Origin of the sequence: Neisseria mucosa (assembly GCA_003028315.1) — a bacterium.
In the GTDB taxonomy this organism is placed as follows: domain Bacteria; phylum Pseudomonadota; class Gammaproteobacteria; order Burkholderiales; family Neisseriaceae; genus Neisseria; species Neisseria mucosa.
Genome location: CP028150.1, coordinates 598764 through 614418, shown reverse-complemented (window position 1 = coordinate 614418; position 15655 = coordinate 598764). Strand labels below are relative to the sequence as shown.

Here is a 15655-nt window from a genome sequence, read left to right as displayed (position 1 = left end):
TTCGCATTCTGAAAATACGCTGAAATGATTGCCTGCGGCCTATAAAAATAGTTTGGTATTTTATACCAATTATGTTTGGCAAAGAACCGCTATTTTGTAATAAAACTAAGCAGTATTTGCTTATCCTGCATTTGCTTCAACAATAAACAGAAGGTCGTCTGAAATACTTTTCAGACGACCTTTATAACTTTTACAAGAAAAAAGCTTAGACACATATCATGTTCAGATATGGGTCATTACCCTTATGAATTTCGGCTTTACGCTTTTTCTTTTTGGCGCATTTTTTCCGCCATCATTTCATGCAGCGTTTTCTTGGCAGGTTTCATTGGAACGCGGTTGTCCGTCCAGCCCATTTGCTTGCTCGGCGTCAATGCACGGAATTTGGTGGCTGCCCAACCGAAGGCGCGGTAGGCCTTGCTGCCGCTGAAAATGCCGTTGAATGTGCGCCATGCCATTTGTTCGCCGAAGGTATGCGATGCGCCTTGTCCGCGGATAGGATGCGGTACGACTTCGGACGGTGAACGTTGCGCTTCAACGCGCAGACGCTGCATTTGCTCGGTAATCGGGATACGCACCGGACAAACTTCTACACACGCACCACACATGGTACAGGCGGTCGGCAGGTCGCGGGTGGCATCCAGACCCAACAGGTGCGGAGAAATAATCTCGCCGATAGGGCCGGGATAGGTTGTGCCGTATGCCGCGCCACCGATACGGGTATAAACCGGACAATGGTTCATACACGCGCCACAACGGATACATTGCAAGGTGCGGCGCATTTGGTCTTCGGCATAGGCTTGGCTGCGGCCGTTGTCGAGCAGAACCAAGTGCATTTCCTGCGGGCCGTCTAATTCTTCACTACGGCGTGGGCCGGTAATCATGTTGAAATAGGTGGTAATGTTCTGACCGATGGCAGAACGTGGCAGCAGGCTGTACAAAGGAGGAACGTCCGACAGCTTGGCTACAACTTTTTCAATACCAGTAATGGCGATATGCACGGGCGGAACGGTGGTACTTAAGCGACCGTTGCCTTCGTTTTCCACCAGACACAGCGTACCAGTTTCTGCAACAGCAAAGTTTACGCCGCTCAAGCCGACATCGGCAGTGCTGTAAATATCGCGCAGTGCTTTACGGGCGAAGCCGGTCAGTTGGTCTACGTCGTCTGTTAACGGCGTGCCAAGATTTTGGTGGAAAAGTTCGCTAACCTGTTCTTTGGTTTTGTGAATGGCGGGCATCACGATATGGGTCGGTTTTTCGCCTGCCATTTGGACGATAAACTCTCCCAAGTCGCTTTCCACCGCTTTAATGCCTTTTGCTTCAAGATAATGGTTCAGCTCGATTTCCTCGCTGACCATGGATTTACCTTTGACCATCAGCTTGCCGTTTTTGGCAGTAATGATGTCGTGGATGATTTCGCAGGCTTCGGCCGGCGTTTCCGCCCAGTGTACTTTCACGCCCAGCTTAGTCAGGTTTTCTTCCAATTGCTCCAGCAGGGTGGGCAATTTAGACAATGAACGCTGACGGACGTGTTCGCACAAATCACGCAGGTTTTGCAACTCTTCTTCGTCGGACAAAACGGCTTTGCGCTTGGTCATCAGCATATCCATCGCGGTACGCAGACTCTTACGCAAAGGCTTGTCTTGAAGGGAAATTGCGGCGTTTTGTTTGAAAGTTTCCGGCTTCATGTGGAACTTGATGGTTTGCGTAGTCATGTATTTTCCTCCAAATCGGCAGGGGAAATGTGGTCAGGCAGGATGGCGAGAATGACCAAATCACGTGGACCGTGTGCGCCATAAGCAAGCGTCAGTTGGATGTCTGCGGTTTTGGACGGGCCGGAAATCAGGAAAACATTGGTCGGCATACCGTTTTCCACCAGTTTTTCACCTTCGACGGCATTATGGAATTCGTTATACATCTTCGCCGTATCAAACAGGCAGAAATGCACGGGCGGAACGAGGCTTAAAGTACGAGGTTCTTCAGGGCTGGAAAACAGCATCAGTGTACCGGTGCGGGCGATGCCGCATTGCGAGCCGCTGAAGCCTGCATCGATGTTTGCGAAGAACTCGGTTTTCCAAGTATCGATTTTGCGTTCGAAAGCAATCGGTTCGATATTGCTGTCCACCAGCGCGGCACGGGCGATTTGTCCGTGTTCGGTCGCTAACGGCAGCAGGATGTTTTTCAAACCTTTGCCTTCGGCTGCTTGACGGAATACTTGCGGCCAGCCGGTTTTGGTCACCCAATAAATTTCGGTTTTGACGGCGCGCATAGCGGCAGCCCAATGTTTCAGACGCTCAACTTCGTTGTCCCAAGAAACACCCATTTCACGGTAATAATCAAAAACCGCAGGCTCTTCCATCGGCAATGCGTCGGCTTTTTTCAGTTTTGCCAAAATATTTTCGCGCGCGCTCATGCTTTGCCTCCGGTACGTTCCAACAAGAAGGATGCGATGTGTTTCGGACGCGGCATATTCGGTTCGTCCTTAGCGATTTTGCCGCCGATGTTCATCATGCAGCCGCAGTCCGCGCTGATGATTTCGGTCGCGCCGGTTTCTTTCAGCGCGGCAACTTTGTCAGTTACCATCGCACCGGAAATATCCGCTTGTTTGACCGAGAATGTACCGCCGAAGCCGCAGCATTCGCTTTCATGGTCGTGAACGATACGTTCAACGTTTTCCATGCCGTCAATCAACTGCCATCCTGAAATATGGACATTCATTTCGCGGCGGGCGGCGCAGGAAGTGTGAACGGCGACTTTGACCGGCTCGCCTTTGTCTTCAGGCTTGTAGCCGATGGCAAGCAAGAAATGAGTAAACTCAATGATGCGGTTGGCACAATCAACCGCTTTAGATTCGTATTCTGTATTTTTAAACAGAGTAGGCCAGTGATGTTTCATCATGCCGCCGCACGAGCCGGACGGTACGACGATCGGCCAGTTTTCAGGGAAAAGGTCAAGTTGCGCTTTGGCGACATCAAACGCCTCGGTCGGATGACCGGAAGAGTAGGCGGGTTGGCCGCAGCAGCTTTGCGCCATCGGGTAATGAACCCGTATGCCTTGCTGCTCGATTAAAGTAATGGCATCCATGCCTGCTTCGGGCATGAAAAGATCGAGGACGCAGGTGCCGAAGAAATAAACATCGGTCGGCTTGCTGTCGAATTTAGTGATTTTGGGTGGGGTGATTGCGCTCATTTTTTCGTTAACGGGAGTGCCCGTTTTTCTTTGTATAAATAGACGGCTACTTTAAGTAATTGCATGTAGGCGGTCAAGTATAATTTTAAAAAATAATATTGGAATCGGATGACTGCTAAGACCTAATACCCGCATATCTTGAATCGTCCTCATATATGCTAATTATTATCATTATAATTAATCTCTGATATATTCATAATTAAACAATACCCGAAATAAATTGCTTATGAACTCATTGCCGCTATAACGACTGTCATTCCATCACTCAACTTCAAAGGTCGTCTGAAACTCATCGCTTAAAAGTACATTGCTCAAACAATATTCTAAAACTGAATTAGATTGACAATATTATTTGCCAATAGCTGCCTTTTGCTACCCTTACCCTCTTTCAGACGACCTCCTGCCAAATCAGTTACAATGCATCCCTATGAACAAAACTGAATCAAATGTTTCGGAAATGCCGCCCGTCCGCCCGTCCCGATGGCTGCCCCTGCTGTTGGCGATTGCGATTTTCATGCAAATGCTGGACGCGACGATTCTGAACACCGCCCTGCCCGAAATCGCCAAAGATTTCAAAGTATCGCCACTCAATATGCAGCTGGCGGCGATTTCCTATACGCTGACCGTTGCCCTGCTGATTCCTTTAAGCGGCTATTTGGTGGACAGGTTCGGCACTAAAAACGTATTTTTCGGTTCAATCGGTATTTTTATGCTCGGTTCGGCATTGTGTGCGGCGGCAGCCAATCTGCCCATGCTGGTGATGGCGCGGGTGATTCAGGGCATAGGCGGGTCGATGTTGGTACCCGTACCGCGCCTGACGATTTTGCGCGTGTACGACAAATCCCAACTGCTCAACGCCATCAACTATGCCGTCATGCCCGCGCTGATCGGTCCGATATTCGGACCTTTGGTCGGCGGCTATTTGGTCGAATACGCATCTTGGCATTGGATTTTCCTGCTGAATCTGCCCATAGGACTGCTCGGCGTCTTGCTGGGTTGGCGGATTATGCCCGATGTCAAAGGCGAGAATACCGCTCTGGACTTGAGCGGCTATCTGACTTTCGCTTCGGCGGCGTGTCTCTTGATGTTGGCGGTGGAAATGGTGTCCCACTCGGGCGCGGTTTGGTTTTCGCTCTTACTCGCACTCGGCGGTACGGCATTCGCCCTGCTCTACTACCGCCACATGAAAACCGCCGCCAACCCGATTTATGCGGCGGATTTGTTCCAAGTCCGCACCTTCCGGCTGGGTCTGACTGGCAATCTGTTCAGCCGGCTCGGCATCAGTTCCATCCCCTTTTTGCTGCCGCTATTGTTTCAAGTCGCGTTCGGCTTTGCCGCCAGCGTATCCGGCTGGCTGGTCGCACCCGTCGCTTTCGCCTCGCTTGTTGTCAAACCGCTCATCAAGCCCCTGATGTCGCGCTTCGGCTACCGCAGCGTGTTGATTTGGAACACGCGCCTCCTCGCCATATTGATTATGCTGCTTGCCCTACCCGACGCCGACACATCCTTAAGCGTCTGGATAGTCCTGCTGCTCCTCATCGGCACCTGCAACTCCATCCAGTTTTCCGCCATGAACACCCTGACCATCGCCGACCTGCGCGCGCACCAAACCGGCAGCGGCAACAGCCTGATGGCGGTCAACCAACAACTCGCCATCAGCCTCGGCATTGCGCTCGGCGCGCTTATCCTGCAAAACTGGTCGCAAAGCAGCTTTACCGCAGGCAACCTCCACCTCTCATTCCGCCTTACCCTGCTTTCCATCGGCTTGATTACACTCGTCTCCAGTACCATATTCAGCCGCCTGCACATTTCCGACGGACGCAACCTAACCGACTGAACATTTCCCCAAACCTTAGAACGTGTTCATTGTCTCAGCCTCTGCTCTAAACTATCGGCATGAACAGAAAAACCTACCCAAGCGATATCAGTCGCGAGCAATTTGCGCCTCTCCTTCCCCTGCTGGAAAGTGCCCGTAAACGCACAGCGCCACGCCAGGTGGACTTGTACGATGTCTTTTGTGCCATTCTCTACCTGCAACGCACTGGCTGCTCCTGGCGCGCTTTGCCGGGCGACTTCCCCAAATGGCGCACCGTGCATTCCTACTTCCAGAGATGGACCGAACCACGCGAGAGTGGCATCAGCATCCTTGAGGAAGCATTAAAAAAATCAGGTAGTTGCGGAGCGCCGCAAGCAGGGGCGCCATGAAGCAACTACTTTCCTGATTATTGATGCGCAGAGTGTGAAGAACACGGATACCGCCATGGAAAAAGGCTACGATGCGGGCAAGAAGGTTAGCGGTATCAAGCGACATATAGCGGTTGACACGCAAGGTTTGCAGCATGCCCTTGCGGTAACGACGGCGGATGTTACGGATAGAAAAGGCTGCCTGGTGGCATTGGAACGTGGGCGGGATAATCTTGGTGCGATACAAAAAATCCTTGCTGACGGTGGTTACACGGGTAAGGCATTTGCTTCGTCGGTACAGGAGTTGATTGGTGCGCAGGTAGAGATTGCCAAACGAAACGAATTGCACCGTTTTGCAGTATTGCCGAAGCGATGGGTAGTAGAGCGCAGCTTTTCCTGGTTGGAAAAGAACAGGCGGCTTTGGAAAAACTGCGAGCGTAAGTTGAGTACCAGTCTGCAAATGGTAGCTTTGGCTTTCTTGGGAGTCCTGCTACGAAGACTATGAACACGCTCTTAAAGGTCGTCTGAAAGATATTCCACGCTTTTACCCGCACCACCCATCCGTCAAAGCAACTAACGGAAACAGTAAAAACTGCATTTGAACATCATTTGAAACCTAATACAGACATATCCAAACACTACCCGCCAACACCTACCGAACAATCGAAAAAACAGCCCAAAATTTTTCAGACGCCCCATATTCTTCACAGGAAGCCGCCACACCGAAAAGACAAGCAAAGCAAAAAATGCTATGCTTAATGCTTTCAATCTGTGTGTCTGAAGCAATGAAAAAGTATCTTATCCCTGTTGCTGCCGTAGCCGTAGCAGCCGTACTTGGTACCCCCTACTACCTCGGCATCAAAGCAGAGGAAAGCCTTACCGCACAACAAAAACTCTTACAAGACTCCGGTTTTCTGACCGTAGAATCGCATCAATACGAACGCGGCTGGTTCAGCGCAACGGAAACCACCGTTATCCGCCTGAAGCCTACCCTTCTTCAAAATACGCAAAAATACCTGCCCGACAACCTGAAAACCATCCTGCAAGAGCCGATTACGGTTATCAACCACATCAGCCACGGACCGTTTGCCGGCGACATAGGCACTCAGGCGCACATCGAAACCGAGTTCAAATATCACCCTGAAACCGAAAAAGCATTGTCGCGCTTCTTCGGCAAACAAACGCCGGTAACGATGAGCAACACCATCTATTTCAGCGGCAGCGGCAAGCTGGATTTGAGTATCCCCGCTTTCGATTACGAAGAGCTTTCCGGCATCAAGCTGAACTGGAAAGGTCTGAGCGGGCATACCGACTATAAAAAAGATTTCCAAAGTTACAGCCATGACTATCTGGCTCCCTCCCTTCAAGTCAAGCTGGCGGACAAGGGCGACATTTCTCTGGAAAACCTACATTTCCAATCTGAAACCACAAGCGGCCTCAACAAACTGTCTTTAGGCAAAAGCAGCACTACGCTGGATAAATTCCTGCTCCAGTGGAAAGACAACATCGATTACAACATCAAGCTGAATGAATTGGTGAACTTGGTTACCAATCTACAAATCGGCGCGTTTATCAATCCGACAGGCAGCATCCCTCCGTCAAAAATCGAAGTCAGCAAACTGAAATTTGAAACCGATACTCACGAAGCGGACAAATTCATCAACAGCGAAGGCCGCTTCCAATTTCAAGACCTGACTTACGGCGATGAAAAATACGGCCCGTTGGACATCAATATTGCCGCCGAACACTTGGATGCCTCCGGCCTTCTTGCGCTGAAAAATAAATTTGCCGAAATCGCAGATAAAAAAATGAGCGAAGAAGAAATCCAAAACGCCTTGATACAGACCGCCAAGAACGAGGCTTCAAGCCTGTTTACCAATAATCCTATCTTAAATGTTAAGACCTTCAAATTCACGATGCCTCAAGGCGATGTCGATGTCAGCGGCAAACTGCTGTTTAAAGGTTTGGTAGTAAAAGATTTGAACAGCCTCAGCGATATGCTGAAAAAAACCGAAGCCGGATTTGACATGGCGGTTCCGCAAAAACTGCTCGAACAACTGGCAATCAGTCAGGCACGCAGCATTTTCAGCGTTAATCCCGAGGACGAAGCAAATGGGCAGGCAGGTATCGAAGACGTTACCGAGACCCTGCGGCTGATGGTGGAAAGCACCATCCGAAGCATGGCGGACGAAAAATATCTGACGCTGGAAAACGGTACGGTCAAAACCAAGATGACTTTGCAAAATGGTGAACTGAAGCTCAACGGCAAAGTCCTTCAAAGCGATCCCGAACCGGATTTTGATGAGACGGATATGGTTTCCGAACCATCCCATCCATAAACCGAAAGGTCGTCTGAAAATCAGACGACCTTTTTTCTTAGCAGGTTTAATTTATAGTAAATATACAAAATAAGAATGACTCTTTCGTTATTCCCTCAAGGCAAGAGAACTCTGATTTTTAGAAATATTCAAAAATCACCCTAATTTCGACTTTCCAAACCCCTCCCCACAAAAATGACTGGATGGAGAGTCTCATATAAACCCGCTATATCGACACAGCCTCCAATCATAACCAATATCAAAAAGGTCGTCTGAAAAATTTGAACTGGCCCCCAAATCTTGGACACTCATAAAAGCCTATTCAGGCGCTCTGTGCAAGCTGGGTTCTGTATGCGACAGGACTCAGCTTTTTCAATTTCAAACTACAACGCTCCCGGTTGTAGTAATCCATATAGTCATCTATCTGCTTCATCAATTCATCTACCGTCAATTCACCTGCGTTATAGAAACACTCCGTCTTCAACACCGCAAAGAAGCTTTCCATCGGCGCATTGTCCCAACAGTTCGCCTTTCGCGACATGCTTTGAACCATGGAATGCTCCGCAAGCAATTCCCTATACCCCGCCGTACGGTACAGCACACCTTGGTCCGAATGCAGCATCGTTCCTTTATCAGTCAGACGGGGTGCGGCTTTTTCGAGCATTTCCTTCACCATTTCGCTGTTGGCATTGCGGCTCATGGCGTAGGCGACGATTTCCCGGTTGAACAAGTCCAAGATTGGCGAGAGGTACAGTTTGCCGTCCTTCCCTTTGAGTTCGGTAACGTCGGTCAGCCATTTTTCGTTGGGCTTTCGGGCTTTGAACCGGCGTTTGAGGAGGTGTTCCGATATCTCGCCCATGGCGGGATGGCGGTAGGCTTTTTTCGCCCGTATGAGGGCTTTCAGTTCCAACTGCTTCATCAACCGCGCCACTTTTTTGCGGTTCCAATCTAATGCGGCGGCAATGCGCCTTTGCCCGTAGCGTCCTTTATGCCGCCGGTAGGTTTCGACAAGGAGGGCTTTGTCGGCTTCGTCGGGATTGGGCCGGTCTTGGTGGTGGTAGTAGAAGCTGCTTTTGGGCAGGTTTGCGATGTGCAGCAGGTATTTGAGCGGGTGTTGCGCCCTCAGTGTTTGGACGGTTTGGCTTTGTCCTTTTCGGTCTGTTTTTGGCTGAGGGCTTTTAACTCCTTTAGGTAGGCGACCTCTGCGCGCATATAGCACAACTCTTCAATAAGCTCTGCCTGCGTTTTTTCTTGGTCGGGTTTATCTGCGATGAAGGGGTTTTTGCGGTGTTGGGGCATGGTTTTGGATTGGGGATGTTCGAGTGCGCTGATGCCGCCTTCTTGATAGGCACGTATCCATCGTCTCAGGTGGGTTCGGGAAATGCCGTAGTGGTCTGCGGTACGCTGCTGGCTGCATATATGCAGATAGTGGAGTACGGCTTGGTATTTGAAGTGTAATGTATATTTGCTCATAAAAAAACTGCACCTTGTGAGTTGGAGGGGATGTCCAACTTTTGGGGTGCAGTTCAATTTTCAGACGGCCTTTTCCTCATCAATCCGCTTTTAACGGAACAAATCCAATGCCTTGACAAACACCATCACCACGCCGTAAGCCAGCGGGACGCCGACCAAAGTCCAACGCCACCAAACCGAAAAACCGCCTGCCGCAACTTTTTCCTGCAACAAGTAGGCATCGGAAACGGCAGTCTCGTCATCGGGATTGCCGCTGTGCGCTGCTGTTTTGATGTCGGTTTCATGGTGTTTCTCATGAACCGATCTGACAGCAAGGTTGCACAGCAAACCGACAATCAACAATCCCGCCATGATATACATGGTAACGCCATATGCCTGCGCGGCGGGAACACCGCTGTCGATTTGGCTTTGGCGGATGTAGTTCACCAAGACCGGACCGATCACGGCAGCGGTTGACCACGCCAGCAAAATACGTCCGTGAATTGCGCCGACCTGATAAGTGCCGAACAAGTCTTTCAAATAAGCCGGAATCGCGGCAAAACCGCCGCCATACATGGAAATGATGACGCAGAATCCAATAATAAACAAAGCCTTGTTTCCACTCTCACCAATGGACGGAACGGCAAAATACAGCAGCGAGCCGAGTACGAAAAAGATGGTGTAGGTATTTTTACGTCCGAGTTTGTCGGAAACGCTGGACCATAAAAACCGCCCGCCCATATTGAACAAACTCAAAAGACTGACGAAACCTGCCGCCGCCCCCGCACCGATTGCCGCTTGTTTGCCGACCGACGCCTCTGAAAACAGCTCCTGAATCATGACCGAAGCCTGCCCCAAAACGCCGATACCGGCAGTCACGTTCAGGCACAACACCCAAAACAAAAGCCAAAATTGCGGCGTTTTCATCGCTTGGGAAACATTGACATGATTGCTGCTGACCAGCTTGTTTTTCATTTTCGGCGCGACATAGCCTTCAGGTTTCCAACCCTCCGCCGGCACGCGGATGGTGAAGGCGCCGAACATCATCAACACAAGGTAAAACAGTCCCAACACGACAAAAGTCGGTGCGACGCCGACCGACACGTCGTCTGAAAACGCATTCATCAACGATACGGACAACGGCGAAGCAAGCATCGCACCGCCGCCGAACCCCATAATCGCCAAACCCGTCGCCATGCCCGGTTTGTCGGGAAACCACTTCATCAAAGTGGACACAGGCCCGATATAGCCCAACCCCAAGCCGATGCCGCCGATCACGCCGTTGCCCAAATAGAGGAGAAACAGATTATGCGTACTGACGCCGAGTGCCGACACAAAAAAGCCCAAGCTGAAACAGCACGCCGCGACAAACATCGCCTTGCGCGGGCCGACACGCTCCATCCAAGTGCCGAACAAAGCAGCAGACGCGCCCAACATAGCCAGCGCGATACTGAAAATCCAGCCCACAGTCGTCAGCTTCCAATCTCCGGCTGCTGATTCGGTAATGCCGATAAGCTTGGTCAGCGGCGCGTTAAACACGGAATACGCATAAATCTGCCCGATGGCAAGATGCACCGCCAAAGCGGCAGGCGGCACCAGCCAACGGTTGAAACCCGGCTTGGCAATCGTCGCCTCACGGTCTAAAAATTTCATAAAAGCCTCTTGATGTCTAATGAAAAACAGCGTTCTCCGCGAGGAAAACGCCTTAAATTGTTGACAATATTGTACCATGCTTCCGCATGGGCTTTACTCCGCTTAACATGAGTTTTTTGAGTAAGAAAGAGAAAAATCATTCATAATATGCACTTACTCCCACCTAATCATGCACGCTCCAACATGACTTTTATCACCCTTACCAATATTTTCCTGATTGTCTTATTTGTTTTCACTATGCTGTTCGTTCGGTGGCGCAACCGTAAACTCAAGCAGGCATACCTCGCACAGATTCTGAAACAGCCCGAAACTTTCGAATGGCTCTCACACAATCTGAGTGATAACAATGCCGAGGATATTCAGGCAATCCGAACGCATTTCGGTTTGCCATTACAGGAATCCAAACAGCTTATTAATATTTTTCGCAATCAAAATCCCGGAAAAATGTAACGCCTATTTTCAGACGACCTCGACTTCCCCATTAAGCAACCATTCAAGCCCAAATCCCTCCGCTTGAAAAATATTTTGCTATTGACTGCATTTTTGTGTTAAATAACGTAATCTGTCACTAAACAATAATATCTCATTATGGCAAACATTAAACTCAAAACACATACTTCTTACATCCTGCTCGCTTCCGCATTGCTTTCCGGCTGCCATACTTATCAGGTAGACCAAAGCCGTCGCAGCAAAATCGCACAATTCGCCATCAATCACCCTGTTGCGGCGCAAGTGATTGGCGTTGAAGACAAAAACTCGACTAACCTAACCAGCAACGCCGCACGCTTTGCTACCCGGACCGGTTTAGACGACCTCGCCAACGGCGAAGGACGCGGGACACAGGTCAATGCCGTCCGTCAGGCCTTATGGCAGGCCGCTATTTCCTCTCAATTCGACAGCGAAATTGCCAACAGGGCCGGCAATGCCTACCTGTCCGACATGGAAATTCGAGAGGGTAAAACCGATTATTACAGCCGTTTCCTTGCCGACCAAGCCGTCGATCAGCGCAACAACCGTATCGGACGCAGTATCGGCAGCGGCAAGCCCGGTGCGGACATGAAGGCACTCCTGCAAAGCGTTTTGTTCTACTACCACAAGGTAGGACTGTGGACTGCCTCCGAAGTTAAAGCCTCCGGCCGCAAAGTATGGAGAATCAGCCAAGAAAAATTAAGTGAAGCAGAATACCGCCGCGCTTTGAAAAGCATCGCTCCGCTGAACACCAACGGAATGTTGCCGAACGAACAAAACCTCAAAACAGATACGTTCAAAGAAATTAAAAAAACAGTCAAAGTGATTACCAAAGTCGAAGACTGATTCGTATCAACATTCTATCTACTGCTTCAGTAATCACCCAAAACAGCGTAAACTGTCGCAAACCCATTTTCAGACGACCCCTGCTTGCAAAGAGGTCGTCTGAAAACATTTCTCCTGCCGATTCAGCCGTTTCCAGAAGGACAAAGGACGATTATGAACTTCCCACCGCGTTACGTTTCCGCCACCCGTATGCGCCGCATGCGCAAAGACGACTTTTCCCGCCGCCTGATGCGCGAACACACCCTGACCGCAGACGATTTGATTTACCCCGTTTTCGTACTCGAAGGCAGCAATCAGGAAGAAGCCGTCCCCTCCATGCCCGGCGTAAAACGGCAAAGCCTGGACAAATTATTGTTCACCGCCGAAGAAGCCCTCAAGCTCGGTATCCCCATGCTGGCACTCTTCCCCGTCGTTACCCGAAATAAAACCGACTTGGCGGAAGAAGCCTACAACCCCGAAGGACTCGTACCTACCGTCGTGCGTACCCTGCGCGAGAAATTCCCCGAACTCGGCATCATGACCGATGTCGCCCTCGACCCCTACACCATCCACGGGCAAGACGGGCTGACCGATGAAAACGGCTACGTCCTCAACGACGAAACCATCGAAGTTTTGGTGAAACAAGCCTTGTGCCACGCCGACGCTGGTGCGCAGGTCGTCGCCCCGTCCGACATGATGGACGGCCGCATCCTCGCCATCCGCGAAGCCCTCGAAGACGCAGGACACATCCACACCCGCATCATGGCGTATTCCGCCAAATATGCCTCCGCATTTTACGGTCCGTTCCGCGATGCGGTCGGCAGTTCCGGCAACTTGGGCAAAGCCGACAAGAAAACCTACCAAATGGACCCCGCCAACACCGACGAAGCCCTGCACGAAGTCGCCCTTGACATTCAGGAAGGCGCAGATATGGTGATGGTCAAACCCGGCCTGCCCTATCTTGACGTTGTCCGCCGCGTCAAAGACGAGTTCGGCGTACCAACCTACGCCTACCAGGTTTCCGGCGAATACGCCATGCTTCAAGCCGCGATTCAAAACGGCTGGTTGGACGGTGAAAAAGTCATACTCGAAAGCCTGCTCGCCTTCAAACGCGCCGGTGCCGACGGCATCTTGACCTATTACGCCGTCGAAGCAGCCAAATTACTGGAAAAATAAAACACAAATGACAGCATTGGTTTTCCTGTAAATTATCCCAATGCCGGATATTGTGAAGCCGACAAAAGGCTGATTGAAAGGCAAAAGGTCGTCTGAAAATGTTCAGACGACCTTTCTTGAATACACTTTCCCGATAACTGATTTACCATTCACAATCGACCCTTGTCAATTTCAATACCGTCAACATTTCCCCATCATGCCAACGGACGCAGCTTAGATTTTCAAGTAAAATCTACCTCGTCTGAAACACACTCAATCTCTCAGTAAGGAAAACATCATGAGCAACCATCACAAACTCATCATCCTCGGCTCAGGTCCTGCCGGCTACACCGCCGCCGTCTATGCCGCCCGCGCCAACCTCAAGCCCGTCATCATTACCGGCGTCGAACAGGGCGGACAACTGATGACCACCACCGAAGTCGACAACTGGCCCGCCGATGCCGAAGGCGTACAAGGCCCTGAACTGATGGCACGTTTCCAAGCCCATGCCGAACGCTTCGGCACCGAAATGATTTTCGACCAAATCCACACCGTCGATTTGCAAAACCGCCCCTTCACCCTCAAAGGCGACATGGGCGAATACACCTGCGACGCCCTGATCGTCGCCACCGGCGCATCCGCCAAATATCTAGGGCTGCCCAGCGAAGAAACCTTTGCCGGCAAAGGCGTATCCGCCTGTGCGACCTGCGACGGTTTCTTCTATAAACAGCAAGATGTAGCTGTCATCGGCGGCGGCAATACTGCCGTAGAGGAAGCCCTTTACCTTGCCAACATCGCTAACACCGTTACCCTGATCCACCGCCGCGACAGCTTCCGCGCCGAAAAAATCATGGTGGACAAACTCATGCAGCGCGTTGAAGAAGGCAAAATCATCCTCAAACTCAACAGCAATCTGGATGAAGTCTTGGGCGACGAAGGCGGCGTCACCGGCGCTCGTTTGAAACGCAACGACGGTACTACCGAAGACATCGCCGTCAAAGGCGTTTTCATCGCCATCGGCCATAAACCCAACACCGACATTTTCAAAGGCCAGCTCGATATGGACGAAACCGGCTACCTGAAAACCAAAGGCGGTACGGGCGACAACGTCGGCGCGACCAATATCGAAGGCGTATGGGCGGCAGGCGATGTCAAAGACCACACCTACCGTCAAGCCATCACCAGCGCGGCTTCCGGCTGCCAAGCCGCACTGGATGCCGAACGCTGGCTCGACCGCCAAGGGTTGTAAAACAACTCTGTATTGTACGGAGTAAAGACAGTTCGATTAGACTCATTCCAAACGGACAGGCTGCGAACCCAATGTCCATATGGCATTCTAAAAAGTAAAGCATAAGAAAAGGTCGTCTGAAACATTTTTAGCGAAACCCGCTATGTTTGTTTTCAGACGACCTTTCAAATTACGGTAGAAGCAAATCAAAGATAAACGATTTCGCCGCTACGCCCCCTGCTCTCTTCACTTGCCCACCAAACAAACTGGGGCAATACGTCTTCGTAGTTTTTACGTTCGCTCTTCGATTCGCCGGGATGGGATTTGATGCGCTGCGGCGAATTAATCGGACCGGGGACCAAAACATTGGCACGCAGGTTTTCAAAGCGTTCCCATTCGTCGGCGGCAACTTTACACAAATAATTCAATGCGGCTTTGGATGCACCGAAACCGCCCCAGTAAGCTTTCGGGGTTTCGCCGTGGCTTTCGCCGACGAAGATGACGGACGCGTCGGGCGACTGCTTCAGCAGCGGAAGCAGCGCGCGGGTCAGACCCATCGGTGCAACGGTGTTGATACGGTATTGGTTGACCCATTCGGCGACGGTTTGAAAATCCAAAGGCGAGAGCGCGTAAAAATAGCTGGCGCAATGGACGATACCGTCGAGTTTCCCCTGAATCGCTTCGCCGATGGTTGCGGCAAACTGCTCGAATTCTTTTTCTTCCGCGCCGATTAAATCGAAACAAATGGCAAACGGCTCGGGACAGCCTGCTTCGACAATCGCATCATAAACTTTTTCCAGCTTTTTTTGATGGCGCGCAACCAGAATAACGGTCGCCCCCGCTTCAGCATAGGCTTTGGCCACTTGTTCGCCCAAGCCTTGCGATGCTCCGGTTACCAGAATCGTTTTATTTTGCAATGTCGGCATAATTCTTCCTTGATTGTGAAATTTAAGGGATTTAAGATATTTTAACGGTTTGCCGTGTCTTGTAAAGGCAATCGGAATAGATCGAGACCTTTGCAATAATGAGTTATTAAAATTTTATGCTCAATACCATTTTCAAAATGAAGAACCTCCCTGATTTCTTCTACTTTTTTCTCACTATCAGAAGGGTTTTAGCCAATTGAAAATTTTTTAGCACATTTTTATGCGTCAAATTTTGTTAACAGACTATTTTTGCAAAGGTC

At 50.5% G+C, this 15655-nt stretch carries 13 protein-coding genes and 1 pseudogene; 7 read left to right on the top strand and 7 right to left on the bottom strand.

The window, feature by feature from the left end; translation table 11 throughout:
• Positions 1 to 257: 257 nt before the first annotated feature.
• Genes NM96_03085 through NM96_03075 form a run of 3 tightly spaced genes read right to left on the bottom strand, consistent with a single transcriptional unit; the run spans position 258 to position 3186 of the window.
• Positions 258 to 1712: an iron-sulfur cluster-binding protein gene (locus tag NM96_03085; protein AVR78473.1), complete on the bottom strand. Its 1455-nt coding sequence runs from the start codon at positions 1710 to 1712 to the stop codon at positions 258 to 260.
• Entirely contained in the window at positions 1709 to 2410 is a 702-nt protein-coding gene (locus NM96_03080) for a hypothetical protein (GenBank protein AVR78472.1), read from the bottom strand. Before NM96_03080 ends, NM96_03085 begins: the two co-directional genes overlap by 4 nt.
• Positions 2407 to 3186, bottom strand: coding sequence for a (Fe-S)-binding protein (locus tag NM96_03075; GenBank protein AVR78471.1), 780 nt, complete (start codon positions 3184 to 3186; stop codon positions 2407 to 2409). The genes NM96_03080 and NM96_03075 overlap by 4 nt, the downstream gene beginning before the upstream one ends.
• 427 nt (positions 3187 to 3613) lie before the next feature.
• On the opposite strand from NM96_03075, the gene NM96_03070 reads away from it, so the two are divergent.
• From NM96_03070 to NM96_03060, 3 genes are all read left to right on the top strand, one after another.
• Positions 3614 to 5023, top strand: coding sequence for an MFS transporter (locus tag NM96_03070; protein ID AVR78470.1), 1410 nt, complete (start codon positions 3614 to 3616; stop codon positions 5021 to 5023).
• Between the two features lie 59 nt (positions 5024 to 5082).
• Positions 5083 to 5875, top strand: a protein-coding gene (locus NM96_03065) for an IS5/IS1182 family transposase (protein ID AVR78469.1) whose coding sequence is annotated in 2 segments (ribosomal slippage) — positions 5083 to 5348 and positions 5347 to 5875 — 795 coding nt in all. Because the reading frame shifts where the segments join, the coding sequence is not laid out codon by codon here.
• Positions 5876 to 6155: 280 nt separating this feature from the next.
• Positions 6156 to 7709, top strand: a complete 1554-nt coding sequence (locus tag NM96_03060; protein AVR78468.1) for a DUF945 domain-containing protein — start codon at positions 6156 to 6158, stop codon at positions 7707 to 7709.
• 301 nt (positions 7710 to 8010) lie between these two features.
• Here NM96_03060 and NM96_03055 read toward each other — a convergent pair whose 3' ends face one another.
• The 3 genes and pseudogenes from NM96_03055 to NM96_03045 form a co-directional block, all read right to left on the bottom strand.
• Positions 8011 to 8907 carry a hypothetical protein gene (locus tag NM96_03055; GenBank protein ID AVR78467.1) on the bottom strand — a complete coding sequence of 299 codons (897 nt, stop codon included), beginning with the start codon at positions 8905 to 8907 and terminating at the stop codon, positions 8011 to 8013.
• A pseudogene (locus NM96_03050) lies at positions 8876 to 9218 on the bottom strand (helix-turn-helix domain-containing protein). Before NM96_03050 ends, NM96_03055 begins: the two are co-directional and overlap by 32 nt.
• A 33-nt stretch (positions 9219 to 9251) precedes the next feature.
• A complete protein-coding gene (locus NM96_03045) occupies positions 9252 to 10793 on the bottom strand; it encodes an MFS transporter (GenBank protein AVR78466.1) in 1542 nt (513 codons plus the stop codon).
• A 183-nt stretch (positions 10794 to 10976) separates the two neighbouring features.
• Here NM96_03045 and NM96_03040 point away from each other — a divergent pair, with 183 nt between their 5' ends.
• The 4 genes from NM96_03040 (at position 10977) to trxB (ending at position 14490) form a co-directional block, all read left to right on the top strand.
• Entirely contained in the window at positions 10977 to 11243 is a 267-nt protein-coding gene (locus NM96_03040) for a hypothetical protein (GenBank protein AVR78465.1), read from the top strand.
• 138 nt (positions 11244 to 11381) lie between these two features.
• Entirely contained in the window at positions 11382 to 12107 is a 726-nt protein-coding gene (locus NM96_03035) for a hypothetical protein (protein AVR78464.1), read from the top strand.
• A gap of 153 nt (positions 12108 to 12260) precedes the next feature.
• Positions 12261 to 13262 (top strand): porphobilinogen synthase, encoded by a 1002-nt coding sequence (locus NM96_03030; GenBank protein AVR78463.1) that lies wholly within the window; start codon positions 12261 to 12263, stop codon positions 13260 to 13262.
• A 277-nt stretch (positions 13263 to 13539) separates the two neighbouring features.
• Positions 13540 to 14490 (top strand): thioredoxin-disulfide reductase, encoded by a 951-nt coding sequence (gene trxB / locus NM96_03025; GenBank protein ID AVR78462.1) that lies wholly within the window; start codon positions 13540 to 13542, stop codon positions 14488 to 14490.
• Positions 14491 to 14675: 185 nt separating this feature from the next.
• On the opposite strand, the gene NM96_03020 is transcribed toward trxB, so the two are convergent.
• Complete coding sequence (locus NM96_03020) at positions 14676 to 15395, bottom strand: KR domain-containing protein (GenBank protein ID AVR78461.1); 720 nt, start codon at positions 15393 to 15395, stop codon at positions 14676 to 14678.
• Positions 15396 to 15655 lie beyond the last annotated feature (260 nt).